General features: G+C 71.9%; 14 protein-coding genes. 4 read left to right on the forward strand and 10 right to left on the reverse strand.

The window, feature by feature from the left end; translation table 11 throughout:
- Positions 1 to 7: 7 nt before the first annotated feature.
- The 4 genes from ACFWXQ_RS27160 (at position 8) to ACFWXQ_RS27175 (ending at position 4,876) form a co-directional block, all read left to right on the forward strand.
- On the forward strand, positions 8 to 1,153 hold the full coding sequence (locus ACFWXQ_RS27160) for an ADP-ribosylglycohydrolase family protein (protein WP_383950804.1): 1,146 nt from the start codon (positions 8 to 10) through the stop codon (positions 1,151 to 1,153).
- On the forward strand, positions 1,150 to 2,700 hold the full coding sequence (locus ACFWXQ_RS27165; protein WP_386269369.1) for an ADP-ribosylglycohydrolase family protein: 1,551 nt from the start codon (positions 1,150 to 1,152) through the stop codon (positions 2,698 to 2,700). Before ACFWXQ_RS27160 ends, ACFWXQ_RS27165 begins: the two co-directional genes overlap by 4 nt.
- Positions 2,701 to 2,810: 110 nt before the next feature.
- Entirely contained in the window at positions 2,811 to 4,019 is a 1,209-nt protein-coding gene (locus ACFWXQ_RS27170) for a CaiB/BaiF CoA transferase family protein (protein ID WP_383950799.1), read from the forward strand.
- The gene (locus ACFWXQ_RS27175) at positions 4,016 to 4,876 is read left to right on the forward strand and encodes an HpcH/HpaI aldolase/citrate lyase family protein (protein ID WP_383950796.1); all 861 of its coding nucleotides are present in this window, start codon (positions 4,016 to 4,018) and stop codon (positions 4,874 to 4,876) included. Before ACFWXQ_RS27170 ends, ACFWXQ_RS27175 begins: the two co-directional genes overlap by 4 nt.
- 81 nt (positions 4,877 to 4,957) lie before the next feature.
- Here ACFWXQ_RS27175 and lgt read toward each other — a convergent pair whose 3' ends face one another.
- The 10 genes from lgt to ACFWXQ_RS27225 form a co-directional block, all read right to left on the reverse strand.
- The gene (gene lgt, locus ACFWXQ_RS27180) at positions 4,958 to 5,980 is read right to left on the reverse strand and encodes a prolipoprotein diacylglyceryl transferase (RefSeq protein WP_386269372.1); all 1,023 of its coding nucleotides are present in this window, start codon (positions 5,978 to 5,980) and stop codon (positions 4,958 to 4,960) included.
- Between the two features lie 136 nt (positions 5,981 to 6,116).
- Positions 6,117 to 6,890 carry a DsbA family protein gene (locus tag ACFWXQ_RS27185; protein WP_383937166.1) on the reverse strand — a complete coding sequence of 258 codons (774 nt, stop codon included), beginning with the start codon at positions 6,888 to 6,890 and terminating at the stop codon, positions 6,117 to 6,119.
- Positions 6,891 to 6,991: 101 nt separating this feature from the next.
- The gene (trpA, locus tag ACFWXQ_RS27190; RefSeq protein ID WP_383937162.1) at positions 6,992 to 7,807 is read right to left on the reverse strand and encodes a tryptophan synthase subunit alpha; all 816 of its coding nucleotides are present in this window, start codon (positions 7,805 to 7,807) and stop codon (positions 6,992 to 6,994) included.
- A complete protein-coding gene (gene trpB / locus ACFWXQ_RS27195) occupies positions 7,804 to 9,096 on the reverse strand; it encodes a tryptophan synthase subunit beta (RefSeq protein WP_383937160.1) in 1,293 nt (430 codons plus the stop codon). Before trpB ends, trpA begins: the two co-directional genes overlap by 4 nt.
- Before the next feature lie 171 nt (positions 9,097 to 9,267).
- Complete coding sequence (gene trpM / locus ACFWXQ_RS27200) at positions 9,268 to 9,534, reverse strand: tryptophan biosynthesis modulator TrpM (protein WP_383937157.1); 267 nt, start codon at positions 9,532 to 9,534, stop codon at positions 9,268 to 9,270.
- Between the two features lie 8 nt (positions 9,535 to 9,542).
- Positions 9,543 to 10,352 carry an indole-3-glycerol phosphate synthase TrpC gene (gene trpC / locus ACFWXQ_RS27205; protein ID WP_383937155.1) on the reverse strand — a complete coding sequence of 270 codons (810 nt, stop codon included), beginning with the start codon at positions 10,350 to 10,352 and terminating at the stop codon, positions 9,543 to 9,545.
- A gap of 168 nt (positions 10,353 to 10,520) precedes the next feature.
- The gene (locus ACFWXQ_RS27210; protein ID WP_383937153.1) at positions 10,521 to 10,979 is read right to left on the reverse strand and encodes a DUF2752 domain-containing protein; all 459 of its coding nucleotides are present in this window, start codon (positions 10,977 to 10,979) and stop codon (positions 10,521 to 10,523) included.
- A gap of 116 nt (positions 10,980 to 11,095) precedes the next feature.
- Positions 11,096 to 11,335: an HGxxPAAW family protein gene (locus ACFWXQ_RS27215; protein WP_200398865.1), complete on the reverse strand. Its 240-nt coding sequence runs from the start codon at positions 11,333 to 11,335 to the stop codon at positions 11,096 to 11,098.
- A 216-nt stretch (positions 11,336 to 11,551) separates the two neighbouring features.
- Positions 11,552 to 12,193, reverse strand: coding sequence for a TIGR02234 family membrane protein (locus tag ACFWXQ_RS27220; RefSeq protein ID WP_383937150.1), 642 nt, complete (start codon positions 12,191 to 12,193; stop codon positions 11,552 to 11,554).
- A gap of 112 nt (positions 12,194 to 12,305) precedes the next feature.
- Positions 12,306 to 13,799, reverse strand: a complete 1,494-nt coding sequence (locus ACFWXQ_RS27225) for an anthranilate synthase component I (RefSeq protein ID WP_383937148.1) — start codon at positions 13,797 to 13,799, stop codon at positions 12,306 to 12,308.
- Between the last annotated feature and the right edge of the window lie 9 nt (positions 13,800 to 13,808).

The raw sequence follows: 13,808 nt of genomic DNA on the forward strand, positions 1-13,808 counted from the left end.
TTCGGACATGACGCCCACCGCACCCGCAACTCTGGAAGAACGGATCACCCGCAGCCTCGTGGGAGCCGCCGTCGGCGACGCGCTCGGCGGCCCCGTCGAGGGCTACTCCCCCGAGCAGATCGCCGAACGCCACGGCGGCCGGGTCCACGGCATCGTCGGCCCCTGGAACGGCGACGACTGGCGCACGGCCCGCCCCATCGCCCCGTACCACAAGGGCGACGGCCACGTCACCGACGACACCTTGATGACGCACGCCCTGGTACGGGTGTACGCGAAGGTCCGCGACCACCTGGACGCGTACGCCGTCGCCGACCACCTGGTCCCGGACCTTATGACGACACCGCGCTGGATCCCGGAACTGGAGGCCGAGGCGCTCCCCCTCCACCGGATCTTCCTGGCGGAGAAGTGGCTGGTGGCAAGGATCCACTACGGCCATGTGGACCCCCGCGAGGCCGGCGCCGGCAACATCGTCAACTGCGGTGCCGCGATGTACATGGCCCCGGTCGGCCTGGTCAACGCGGCCAACCCGGCGGGCGCGTACGCCGAGGCCCTCGACATCGCGGGCGCCCATCAGTCGTCGTACGGACGAGAGGCGGCGGGCGTGTTCGCGGCGGGGGTGGCGGCGGCCTGCACACCGGGCGCGACCCCGGACTCGGTCGTCGACGCCTGTCTGTCCCTGGCGAAGGACGGCACACGGGCGGCCATCGAAACCGTCTGCGACACGGCGTCGCGCTACTCGGACTTCGAGTCGGCGCTGGTCCCGCTCCGCCAGTCGGTGGCGCCCTACGACACGGTCGGCCCCGACTACCGGGCCCCGTCCCTGGGTGCCCGTCGCCCCTCCCGCATCCACTCCATCGAGGAACTCCCGGTCGCCCTCGCCATGTTGCTGATCTCCCACGGCGACTACCGGCACGCGGTCCTGGGCTCGGTGAACTACGGCCGCGACTGCGACTCGATCGCCACGATGTCCGGGGCCCTGGCGGGCGCCCTCGGCTCGGAGATCCCGCCCGACTGGGCGAAGACGGTGGCGGAGTCCAGCCGCTTGGACCTGCAGTCTCCCGCGACAACACTCACAGAGGTGACCCGCGAGATCTTCACCCGCGACACCACCCGCCGCCGCACCCACGAGACGGCCTACGCGGAGCTGTCATGACCCCCCTCCGCCTGACCTGGGTCCAGCCGGAGGACCTCCTGGGCCACGAGCTCAACCAGGCAAGCCAGGACGGCCGAGAACCGAAGGCCATCGCCGCCCGCTGGCACAGAGCGGGCGGCCCCCGGTCCCCCCAACGAGCAGGCGCCTCCCCCCAACCGGCGTCCCCCTACCTACGGGCCCTGGCCAAGGACCTCCTGGACGAACTGGCAGACCTACCAAGCGAGTTGGCAGAAAAAGAGCCAACGGACCTGTCCAAGATCCGAGCGCTATGCCCCAACTGGCCCACAACAGCTGACGGCACCGCGCTTACCGCTGTGGGCAATCGTTCCGCTGGGGCGATGGGGGTCCCCCCGCTCGAGCGAAGCCGAGAGTGGGGGAGGGTGGGCACAGCGGACCTCAGCCGAAGCTCCGGGGGCGTGGGGGCAGCGCCCCCACCTTCGGGAAGGGGTGGGCTTGGGGAAGAAGAAACATCCCTGACCCCAGCCACACTCCACCCCCGCCTGGAGGCCGCCTGGCTGGGCAGAGCCGCAGGCTGCCTACTGGGCAAGCCAGTGGAAAAACTCCCCCTGGACGGCATCAGAGCACTGGCCAGGGCCACCGACAACTGGCCCCTCACCACCTGGTTCACAGAACGAGGCCTCCCCCCGCACCTCAAGGCCACCCACCCCTGGAACCGCCGCTCCGCGACCACCTCCCTCGCCGAGAACATCGACGGCATGCCGGAGGACGACGACCTCAACTACCCCCTCCTCAACCTCCTGCTGCTCCAACGCCACGGCAAGCACTTCACCACCACGGACGCGGCCCGCCTCTGGCTGGACGAACTCCCAGCGGGCCGCACGTTCACCGCGGAACGCGTCGCCTACCGCAACCTCCTCGCCGGCATCGAACCCCCGCGAACGGCCCACCACCGCAACCCGTTCCGCGAATGGATCGGCGCCCTGATCCGCGCGGACGCCCACGGCTGGACGAACCCGGGCGCCCCGGCAACGGCGGCGGAACAGGCCCACAGGGACGCCACCCTCACCCACACCGCCAACGGCGTCTACGCGGCGATGTTCACAGCGGCCGCCATCGCCGAGGCGGCCACCGGCACGAGCGACATCCACGCCTGCCTGCGCACGGGCCTCAGAGTCGTGCCGCCCGACTCCCGCCTCGCCCGAGCCGTCCGCCACGCGGTCCAACTGGCCCGGGAACACCGGGACTTCGACACGGTCGTCGACGAACTGCACGCCAACCACGCCGCGTACCACTGGGTCCACGCGATCCCCAACACGGCCCTGCTCGCCGCCGCGCTCACCCACGCGGACGGCGACTTCACGGCCTCCATCTGCCGTGTCGTGTCGGGCGGCTGGGACACGGACTCGAACGGCGCGACGGCCGGCTCGATCACGGGCCTGCTCGCGGGCGGTCCCGAGGCGATCCCGTCCCGCTGGACGACCCCGCTCAAGAACCGACTGGCCACGTCCATCGGCGACTTCAACGGCACGGGCTTCGACACGCTCGCCGACCTGACAGCCCAACTGGCGACCCGACCGACCGCCTGACCGAACGCTGGACCCCTCCCCCTCCCCTGCCCCTGCCCCTGCCCCTGCCCCTGCCCCTGCCCCTGCGCAACCAACTCCCCAGCCCCACCCCACCAGGAGTCCCCCCACCCATGACCCACACCGCCGTGACCGCACCGGCACCCCTCACCGGCCTCCGCGTCCTCGACCTCGCGACCCTCTTCGCCGGCCCCCTCGCCGCCACGATGCTCGGCGACTTCGGCGCGGAGGTCATCAAGGTCGAGCACCCCCGCAGACCTGACCCGTCCCGCGGCCACGGCCCGTCGAAGAACGGCATCGGCCTGTGGTGGAAACTCCTCGGCCGCAACAAACGCACGATGACACTGGACCTCTCCACCAACGGCGGCCGCACGACGCTCCTCCGCCTGGCCGCCTCCGCCGACGTGATCATCGAGAACTTCCGCCCCGGGACCCTGGAGAAGTGGGACCTCGGCTGGGAGGAGTTGTCGGCCGCGAACCCCCGCCTGGTCCTGGCCCGCGTCACCGGCTTCGGCCAGTTCGGCCCGTACGCGCACCGGCCGGGCTTCGGCACGCTCGCCGAGGCGATGAGCGGTTTCGCCGCGATCACCGGCGAACCGGACGCCCCGCCGACCCTCCCGCCCTTCGGCCTCGCCGACTCGATCGCGGGCCTGGCCACGGCGTACGCGGTGATGACGGCCCTCGCCGCCCGCGACCGCACGGGCCGCGGGCAGGTCGTCGACATGGCGATCATCGAGCCGATCCTCACGGTCCTGGGCCCGCAGCCGCTCTGGTACGACCAGTTGGGCCACGTCCAGCCCCGCACGGGCAACCGCTCCCAGAACAACGCGCCCCGCAACACCTACCGCACAGCGGACGGCAGTTGGGTCGCCGTCTCGACCTCGGCCCAGTCGATCGCCGAGCGCGTGATGCGCCTGGTCGGCCGCCCCGACCTGACCGCCGAACCCTGGTTCACCACCGGCGCGGAACGAGCCCGTCACACCGACGTCCTCGACGAGGCGGTCGGATCATGGATCGCCGAGCACACCCGCGAGGAGGTCATCGCGGAGTTCGAGAAGGCGGAGGCGGCGGTGGCCCCCATCCAGGACGTACGCGACGTCATGACGGACCCTCAGTACGCCGCCCTCGACACGGTCACCACCGTCGACGACCCCGAACTGGGCCCGCTGCGCATGCAGAACGTCCTCTTCCGCCTCACCGACACCCCCGGCGGAATCCGCTGGGCGGGCCGCCCGCACGGCGCCGACACGGACACCGTCCTCGCCGAACTCGGCCTGACGCAGGCCGAGATCACCACGCTCAGATCGGAGGGCGCCCTGTGACCACGGAAACCCCCGGCGCGGGAGCGACCGACGCCTTCCCTCTCACCTGGCTGTACGTCCCCGGCGACCGCCCCGAAGTGGTGGCGAAGGCCCTGGTCGCCGGCGCCGACGTGGTCGTCGTCGACCTGGAGGACGCGGTGGCCGCCGACCGCAAGGAGTACGCCCGGGCCGCCACCGCCGACCTCCTGTCCGGGCCGTCCCCGCTCCCGGTCCCGGTGCACGTCCGCGTCAACGCCCTGGACAGCCCGGAGTCCGCCGCCGACCTCCGGACCCTCGCCGCGCTCCCGGCCCTGTCGAGCCTCGCGGGCATCCGCCTGCCCAAGGTCACGGCCCCCGCCCAGGTCGTACGTACGGCGTACAGGGCGCCGCACATCCCCCTGTACGCCCTCCTGGAATCGGCCCTCGCCGTCGAGAACGCCTACGCGATCGCCACGGCCCATCCCGCCCTGCGCGGCATCTCGCTCGGCGAGGCCGACCTCCGGGCCGACCTGGGTGTACGCGAGGATGCGGGCCTCGACTGGCCCCGCTCCCGAGTGGTTCTGGCCGCCCGGGCGGCGGACCTGTCCCCACCGCCCCAGTCCGTGCATCCCGACGTACGCGACCTCGCCGGTCTGGCCGCGTCCTGCGCCCACGGCCGCGCGCTGGGCTTCCTCGGCCGCGCGGCCATCCATCCCCGCCAGCTCCCGGTGATCGAGACGGCCTACCTCCCGACCCCGGAGGACATCGAATCGGCCGAGTCAATCGTCAAGGCCGCGGCCACCCACCCCGGCGCCCAGGCCCTCCCGGACGGCCGCTTCATCGACGCGGCGGTGGTGGCCGCGGCCCACCGCACCTTGGCACTGGCCCGCCGCCGCTAGTCGTGCACACATGCGTGGAGGGGGCGCCCCGATCACTCGGGGCGCCCCCTCCACGTACGAACAGAGGTCAGACCACTGAGGTCAGGCCTTCTTGGCCGACTCGGCTTCGTCCTTCGCCTCGGTCTCGGCCGTCTCCTTCTCGCCCTTGTCCTCGTCCTCGTCCTCGGACTTCTCGGCGCCGGACTTCTTGGACTCGGAGTCGCTTTCGGACTCGTTGTCGGAGTCATCGTCCTCGGACTTCTTGTCCAGCTTCACCGCGGCGCCGTCGTCGTCGGTGTCCCCGTCGGACGCGGCCGGTTCGACGACCTCTTCGCGTCCCGGACGGAACCGGGCCGACAGCACGAAGTAGAGGACGGCGAGGAGGAAGACGACGATCGAGGTCCACTCGTTGAGGCGGAGCCCCAGGAAGTGGTGGGCCTCGTCGACCCGCATGGACTCGATCCAGAAGCGGCCCGAGCAGTACGCGGCCACGTACAGGGCGAAGGCGCGGCCGTGGCCGAGCTTGAAGCGCCGGTCGGCCCAGATAACGAGGACCGCGACACCGATGCACCACAGCGACTCGTACAGGAAGGTCGGGTGGTAGTAGCCCGGCACCCGGCCGTCCGTCGTGGACGTGATGTGCAGCGCCCAGGGGAGGTCCGTCTCCCGCCCGTACAGCTCCTGGTTGAACCAGTTGCCCCAGCGGCCGATGGCCTGTGCGAGGGCGATGCCGGGCGCGAGGGCGTCGGCCCACGCGGGCAGCGGGATCCCACGGCTGCGGCAGCCGATCCAGGCACCCACCGCGCCGAACGCGATGGCCCCCCAGATTCCGAGGCCGCCCTCCCAGATCTTGAAGGCGTCGACCCAGTCCTGACCCTCGCTGAAGTACAGCTGGTAGTCGGTGATGACGTGGTAGAGCCGCCCGCCGACGAGACCGAACGGCACGGCCCACACGGCGATGTCCGCCACGGTGCCTGGTCGGCCCCCGCGCGCGATCCATCGCCTGTTGCCGAGCCAGACGGCTACGAAGACGCCGATGATGATGCAGAACGCGTAGCCGCGCAGCGGAATGGGGCCGAGGTGCAGCACACCGCGCGACGGGCTGGGGATATAGGCAAATTCCATGGCAGGGTCGACGCTACCCTGCCGGGCGGCACGTACGGCAACCCGCCCGGGCTACGGCTCCATAACGAGACCGACGGGACCCACGGGGCCTCCGGTGCGGATGTGACACCCGCAAAGCCCGCGCGGCCCACCGTCCTCACGCCTTGTCGGCCTGCTGCACCATCTGCTTCAGCTTGGCCGGGGTCATCGACTGGTCCTGGTAGATGTTCTTGCCGTTCAGCAGCACCGTCGGTGTGCCGCTGAAGCCGCCGCCCTGGAAGGCCTGGTGGGACTTGGCGACCCAGCTGTCGTGCGCGCCGTCGTCGACGCACTTCTTGAACGTGCCGGTGTCCAGTCCGTCGACCTTGCCGGCCAGCTCGATCAGTTTGCTGTTCTTCGCGTACGCGTCGTCCGTCTCGGCGGGCTGGTTCTCGAACAGCACGTCGTGGTACGCGGTGAACTTCCCGGCGTCCTGGGCGCACGCCGCGGCGTTGGCCGCGCGCAGGGAGCCGCTGCCGCCCATGTTCCCGTCGATCAGGGTCGCCAGGTGGTACTCGACCTTGAGCTGTCCGGCGTCCGTCAGCTCGTGGATCGTCGAGCGGTAGGCGTCCTCGAAGCTCTTGCAGGCCGGGCAGCGGAAGTCCTCCCACACGGTGAGGGTCGACCTGGCGCTCTCCTTGCCGACGGGGATGGCGAGGCTGTCGTCGCCGTTCGCCCCCGAGGGGGCCGTCACCGGGCCCGCCGTGTCGGTCTTGTCCTTGCCCGCGTTCGCGGCCAGGACGCCGCCGACCGCGGCCAGTGCCAGCACGCAGACGACGGCACCGCCCACGATCAGCACGCGCCGGCGCTTCTCGGCCGTCTTCTGCTTCGCTCGCTCTTCCGCCAGCCGCTCGCGGGCGGTGCGCTTTCCGTCACGGTTCTTCTCGCTCACATCCCGCAGAACGAACCGGGGAGGCGCACCGCGCCTCCCCGGCCCCAGGTCCACCCGTTCGAGTGAGCGGATTGTCCGTTACGTGCTCGAACGGACATGGGTCACACCGTGCCGCGCACGCCCTTCGCGAGGTCGGCGGCGAGGGCGCGTACGGCGTCCAGGCCCGCGGCCTCGTCCGGGGCGTCCAGCATCCGCTTCACGAAGGCCGAGCCGACGATGACGCCGTCGGCGAAGCCGGCGACCTCCGAGGCCTGCTCGGCGTTCGAGACGCCGAGGCCGACACAGACCGGGATGTCGGTGGTGGCCTTGGTGCGCCGCACCAGGTCCTGGGCCTGCGCGCCCACGGACTCGCGCGTCCCGGTGACGCCCATCAGCGAGGCCGCGTAGACGAAGCCGGAGCCCGCCTTCGTGATCTCGGCGAGCCGGGCGTCCTTGCTGCTGGGCGCGACGACGAAGACGGTCGCGAGGCCGTGCTTCTCGGCGTGCTCCCTCCACAGCGCGGACTCCTGCACGGGCAGGTCGGGCAGGATGCAGCCCGCGCCGCCCGCCTCGGCCAGCTCGGCGGTGAAGCGCTCGACGCCGTAGCGGTCGATGGGGTTCCAGTACGTCATCACGAGGACGGGCTTACCGGTCGCCTCGTACGCCTCGCGGACCGTGCGCATGACGTCCGCGATCTTGACGCCGCCGCGCAGGGCGATGTCGTCGGCGGTCTGGATGACCGGTCCGTCGAGGACGGGGTCGCTGTGCGGCAGACCGACCTCGACGACGTCCGCGCCGCCCTCGAAGACGGCCTTGACGGCCGCGATCCCGCCGTCGACGGTCGGGAAGCCGGCCGGCAGGTACGCGATGAGCGCGGACCGCCCCTCGGCCTTCGCACCGGCGAGGGTGTCGCTCAACAGCTGGATGTTGCCGCTCACTTGGCGTCCCCCTCGATCTCCGCGCTGTCGCTGTCGGCGTCCGCCTCGACGACGGCGTCGGCGCCCTCGTCGTACAGGCCGAAGTAACGGGCGGCCGTGTCCATGTCCTTGTCGCCGCGCCCGGACAGGTTGACGACGATCAGCCCGTCGGGCCCCAGCTCCTTGCCGACCTCCAGCGCACCCGCGAGCGCATGCGCGCTCTCGATGGCCGGAATGATGCCTTCGGTACGGGAGAGCAGGCGCAGGGCCTGCATCGCCGCGTCGTCGGTGACGGCACGGTACTCACCGCGGCCGCTGTCCTTGAGGTACGCGTGCTCGGGGCCGATGCCCGGGTAGTCGAGTCCGGCCGAGATCGAGTACGGCTCGGTGATCTGGCCCTCCTCGTCCTGGAGGACGTACGACCGCGAGCCGTGCAGGATGCCGGGCTCGCCCGCGGTGAGGGTGGCCGCGTGTTCGCCGGTCTCGATGCCGTGTCCGGCGGGCTCGCAGCCGATGAGGCGCACGTCCGCGTCCGGGATGAAGGCGTGGAAGAGGCCGATGGCGTTCGAGCCGCCGCCGACGCAGGCGACGGCCGCGTCGGGGAGACGGCCCGCGCGCTCCAGGATCTGCCGCCTGGCCTCGACGCCGATGACGCGGTGGAAGTCACGGACCATGGCCGGGAAGGGGTGGGGTCCGGCGACGGTCCCGAAGAGGTAGTGGGTGCGGTCGACGTTGGCGACCCAGTCGCGGAAGGCCTCGTTGATGGCGTCCTTCAGCGTGCGGCTGCCGGACTTCACGGCGATGACCTCGGCGCCGAGCATGCGCATCCGGGCCACGTTCAGGGCCTGGCGCTCGGTGTCGATCTCGCCCATGTAGATGGTGCATTCGAGGCCGAACAGCGCACAGGCGGTGGCCGTCGCGACGCCGTGCTGGCCCGCGCCGGTCTCGGCGATGACCCGGGTCTTGCCCATGCGCCGGGTGAGCAGGGCCTGCCCGAGCACGTTGTTGATCTTGTGGGAGCCGGTGTGGTTCAGGTCCTCGCGCTTGAGGAACACCCGGGCGCCACCGGCGTGTTCGGCGAAGCGCCGCACCTCGGTGAGGGAGCTGGGGCGGCCGGTGTAGTGGACGAGCAGGTCGTCCAGTTCCCGGGCGAACTCGGGGTCGGACTTCGCCTTGTCGTACTCCACGGCGACCTCGTCCACGGCGGCGACCAGCGCCTCCGGGATGAACTTCCCGCCGAACGCGCCGAAGTACCCCTCGGCGCTGGGGACCTGACCCTCGGGGTCGGGAATGAAGAACTCACTGGACATGCGGTTACCTCGCAGGGGCGTGGGCCCCGGTATCGGTCGGAATGGGATCACGTGGATCGCGTGACACCTTCGATGAGGCAGCGCCCCAAAGGGGCGCGGGGAACTGCGCGCCCAGCCCCCACCGGCCGGCAGATTCATCACCGGACTACCAGCGGAACGCTCGGACGCGGCTCAGCTCACCGCAGGTGACACGCACCGACGCCATCGCATCCCATTGACCTGCCCGGGCTCGTCCCCGATGACATACCGCACCCGGCGCCCATGCACGCGCCGCGCAGGCGCCCGGCAGCCGCGCGGACGGCAGCCGCGGGCGAGCCGTGCGTAGGGGCCACGGGCCACCGAGGGGCCCGCGGCGGCCGACCGTACGCGCGCCGGACCACCGTCGGGGCCGGGGCCCGGACGGGTGGTCGTGGCGGCGAGGGAACGGCCGGCGTACATCCGGAGGGTCAGCCCCGTCCGTGCCGCAGCGCGGGATGGGCTCCCGCGGCGACCAGGTCGGAGACGGCCGTCTTCGGGTCCCGGCCGGTGACCAGGGACTCGCCCACCAGCACGGCGTCGGCGCCGGCGTTGGCGTACGCGATGAGGTCGTGCGGACCGCGGACGCCGGACTCGGCGATCTTCACGATGTGCGCGGGGATCTCGGGTGCGACGCGCTCGAAGGTGCCGCGGTCGACCTTGAGGTCCTTGAGGTTGCGCGCGTTGACGCCGATGACCTTCGCGCCGGCGTCCACCGCCCGCTCGACCTCGTCCTCGTCGTGCACCTCGACGAGCGGTGTGAGCCCGATGGACTCGGCGCGCTCGATGAGGGACTCCAGGGCGGGCTGGTCGAGGGCGGCCACGATGAGCAGCGCGAGGTCCGCGCCGTACGCCCGGGCCTCCCACAGCTGGTAGGAGGTGACGATGAAGTCCTTGCGCAGCACCGGGATGTCGACCCGGGCACGGACGGCCTCCAGGTCGGCCAGCGAACCGCCGAAGCGGCGCTGCTCCGTGAGGACGGAGATGACGGCCGCGCCGCCCGCCTCGTAGTCGGCGGCGAGCGCGGCGGGGTCGGCGATCGCGGCGAGCGCGCCCTTGGACGGGCTGGAGCGCTTGACCTCGCAGATGACCTTGACGCCGTCGCCGCGCAGGGCCGCGACACCGTCCTTGGCGGGCTGAGCCTTCGCGGCGCGCTCCTTGAGCTCGTCGAGGCTGACGCGCGCCTGCCGCTCCGCGAGGTCGGCACGGACTCCGTCGATGATCTCGTCGAGCACACTCACGCGAGCGGCCCCCTTCCCAGACGGTTGACAGTTGTAGCGCTTCTGCGGTTGACCCGGGTCCGTCCCGCTTCGGACGAAACCGATGGTCACTGCGATGGTATCCGGAGGAGGGCTTAGGCCTCGCATCCGGTTGACGCCGGTCCCACTACCTGGACGTTCACCGATTGATCAAGGATGCAGCCAGCCACCGAACGGCAGGTTCCGGACAACCGTGAAGACCAGCAGCAACGCGCCCAGGCCCCACAGGACGGACGGCCGGGGATCGATGCGCAGCGGCCGTCCCTGGACCGTACGGATCACCCAGACGGTCCACACGACGGCGAACACGAGATACCCGGCGACGGCGACCGCGTTGGCCCCGAGCGCCGCCACGAGGTCCCCGTGCGCGACGGCGTGCGCGCTGCGCAGTCCGCCACAGCCGGGGCAGTACACGCCGGCGTACTGGAGCAGCGGACAGGCGGGGTAGTGCCCCGGTTCGTTCGGGTCGACCGCTCCCACGTACGCGAAGGCGCCGGCCACGGCCGCGAGGATCCCGCCGGGCACGAGGAGCCGCCGCGCCACGGACCCCTGCGGCACGGGTCCTGGAGCGGGCGTCACCCTCCGGGTCTCGGCGTTCACCCCACGCATTCTGCCGCGCCGGGGCGCCCACCGCACACATGCCGTACGCGAGGGAGCGCGTCCGTACGCGAAAGAGGCGGGCCCGGCACTCGAAGCCGGCCCCGCCTCCCAGCACGCCGTGAAGGTCAGCTCTCGGCGGACGCGGACGCCACCTGGTGGGTCCGGGGGGCGGCCTTCTGCTTGCCCAGGCCCGCCGCGCTCATGGCCATGCCGACGACGCCACCGAGGGCCACGACGACCATGCCGGCCCAGAAGCCCAGCGGGCTGGCCATCACCATGAAGGCACCGGAGATGCAGAACCCGATGATCGCGATGGTGACACCGGTCCAGGCGGCCGGAGTGTGACCGTGGTTGCTGCCCGCCATGACTTAGCTCCTCATGATCTGTGTTGCTGTGCGCGTGTGAGTCGGACACTCGCCGTCCATTGTCCCGCACGCGCGAGTGCGGCCTGCGCGGGGGTACCGCACCCCTTCAGGCACGCGGAACGTCTGCGCCCCGCAAGGGGCGCGGGGAACTGCGCGACCAGCCACAACGGACCCGCACCATCCGAACCGCGCTTTCAACGGAACCCAGCGAAGCGCTCACGCGCCCGTGGGGTCCTCCCCCCGGTCCAGCGCCTTCCAGATCTCCTCGGGCCGCTCCGGGTCGGCCGGGGCCCGGGTCTTGCGGGGCCGCGGCGTGCCATCCCGCTCGTACCGCCCCGACATGGCAGGCCACAGCCGCCCGTACCGCAGGGCGAGGAGCCCGGCGAGCAGCAGCAGCGCACCCCCCACCGCGGCCACGTACGGCCAGGCGGTGTGGGTCATGGCGTCCACGGTCGCCCCGCTGTCGCCGGAGGCCTGCGCCGCCTTCTCGTCGAGCGCGGAGGTGTCGGAGGCACCGAGGAGCGCCGAGACGACGGTGCCCGCGCCGGAGAGCGCGAGGAGCCCGGCGACCAGGAAACGGCCGGCGCGGCGGACGGCGAAGACGGCGACGAGAGCGGCGAGGCCCACTATGGCGAGGGACGCGGGCACGCCCGTCACATCGCCGCCCTTGGCGCTCAGCGGGAAGTCGCCGCCGGCCACCGTCGCGGTGCCCTCCGACCAGCCCTGCCGCGAGGCGAGCAGCGCGACGACCGCGCCGAGCGCGCCGAACAGCAGGGCGAGGGCGAGGCTTCGGCGGCCGGACCTGGCGGGTCCGGGGGCTTCGGATCGGGGGTGCGGAACAGCAGTCACGTACTCCACTATCGCCTGAACCCCGGGCGAACCGTCACCCGGGGTTCACGTGACCCACGTCCCACTGTCCGCGTACGTCCGGCTGTAGGGCCGTTTCCCGCGGTCCGGGACGATGTGCGCCCTACGGTCGGCCGAGCCGGTTCGCCGTGTGGACCGCGCGCAGGACGGCCGCCGCCTTGTTGCGGCACTCGGTGTCCTCGGCGACGGGGTCCGAGTCGGCGACGACTCCGGCGCCGGCCTGCACGTACGCCGTGCCGTCCCGGAGCAGGGCCGTCCGGATGGCGATGGCGGTGTCGGAGTCGCCCGCGAAGTCGAGGTAGCCGACGCAGCCGCCGTACAGCCCGCGCCGCGAGGGCTCCAGTTCGTCGATGATCTGCATCGCGCGGGGCTTGGGGGCGCCGGAGAGGGTGCCCGCGGGGAAGCAGGCGGTCAGTACGTCGAAGGCCGTACGCCCCTCGGCCACCCGGCCCGTGACCGTGGACACGATGTGCATGACGTGCGAGTACCGCTCGATGGACATGAAGTCGACGACCTCGACGGAGCCGGGCTCGCAGACCCGCCCCAGGTCGTTGCGCCCCAGGTCGACGAGCATGAGGTGCTCGGCACGCTCCTTGGGGTCGGCGATCAGCTCGTCGGCGAGGGCCTGGTCCTCCTGGACGGTGGCGCCGCGCGGCCGGGTGCCCGCGATCGGGTGCACCATCGCCTGTCCGTCCTCGACCTTGACCAGGGCCTCCGGGGAGGAGCCCACGACGTCGAAGCCGTCGAAGCGGAAGAGGTACATGTACGGGGACGGGTTGGTGGCCCGCAGGACCCGGTACACGTCCAGCGCGCTTGCCGTGCACGGTGTTTCGAAGCGCTGGGAGGGGACGACCTGGAAGGCCTCGCCGGCCCGGATGCGCTCCTTGATGTCCTCGACGGCGACCTGGTAGTCGGGGCCGCCCCACAGCGCGGTGTACTCGGGAAGTTCGGACGGCGGAAGCGCGGCCGGGGGCTGCGAGACGGACCGCGAGAGGTCCGCCTCCATGGCATCGAGGCGGGCCACCGCGTCCGCGTGCGCCTCGTCGACGCCCGTGTCGAGGTCGTTGTGGTTGATCGCGTTGGCGATCAGCAGGACCGAGCCGTCCCAGTGGTCCATGACCGCGAGGTCGCTGGTGAGCAGCATGGTGAGCTCGGGCAGCTTCAGGTCGTCGCGCTCGCCGGGGCCGATCTTCTCCAGGCGGCGGACGATGTCGTAGCCGAGGTAGCCGACCATGCCGCCGGTGAAGGGCGGCAGCCCCTGGTCGTGGGCGAGGTCGTGGGGCGTGTGCAGCGTATCGATGGTGGCGCGCAGGGCGGCGAGGGGGTCGCCGTCGACGGGGACGCCGACGGGCGGGGTGCCGAGCCAGTGGGCCTGGCCGTCGCGGGCTGTCAGGGTCGCCGCCGACCGGACGCCCACGAACGAGTAGCGGGACCAGGAGCGGCCGTTCTCCGCGGACTCCAGGAGGAAGGTGCCGGGGCGCTCGGCGGCGAGCTTGCGGTAGAGCGCGACGGGCGTGTCGCCGTCCGCGAGGAGCTTGCGGCTGACGGGGATGACACGCCGGTCGGTGGCCAGCTTGCGGAAGGTCTCTAGGTCCATGGCGGCTGA

The organism is Streptomyces sp. NPDC058697 (genome assembly GCF_042715345.1).
In the GTDB taxonomy this organism is placed as follows: Bacteria; Actinomycetota; Actinomycetes; order Streptomycetales; family Streptomycetaceae; genus Streptomyces; species Streptomyces liliifuscus.

Coding starts and splice junctions, on each gene's coding strand:
- ACFWXQ_RS27160 (WP_383950804.1), top strand. CDS start 8: ATGACGCCCACCGCACCCGCAACTCTGGAAGAACGGATCACCCGCAGC.
- ACFWXQ_RS27165 (WP_386269369.1), top strand. CDS start 1,150: ATGACCCCCCTCCGCCTGACCTGGGTCCAGCCGGAGGACCTCCTGGGC.
- ACFWXQ_RS27170 (WP_383950799.1), top strand. CDS start 2,811: ATGACCCACACCGCCGTGACCGCACCGGCACCCCTCACCGGCCTCCGC.
- lgt (WP_386269372.1), bottom strand. CDS start 5,980: ATGGAATTTGCCTATATCCCCAGCCCGTCGCGCGGTGTGCTGCACCTC.
- trpB (WP_383937160.1), bottom strand. CDS start 9,096: ATGTCCAGTGAGTTCTTCATTCCCGACCCCGAGGGTCAGGTCCCCAGC.
- trpM (WP_383937157.1), bottom strand. CDS start 9,534: ATGTACGCCGGCCGTTCCCTCGCCGCCACGACCACCCGTCCGGGCCCC.
- ACFWXQ_RS27210 (WP_383937153.1), bottom strand. CDS start 10,979: ATGCGTGGGGTGAACGCCGAGACCCGGAGGGTGACGCCCGCTCCAGGA.
- ACFWXQ_RS27215 (WP_200398865.1), bottom strand. CDS start 11,335: ATGGCGGGCAGCAACCACGGTCACACTCCGGCCGCCTGGACCGGTGTC.
- ACFWXQ_RS27225 (WP_383937148.1), bottom strand. CDS start 13,799: ATGGACCTAGAGACCTTCCGCAAGCTGGCCACCGACCGGCGTGTCATC.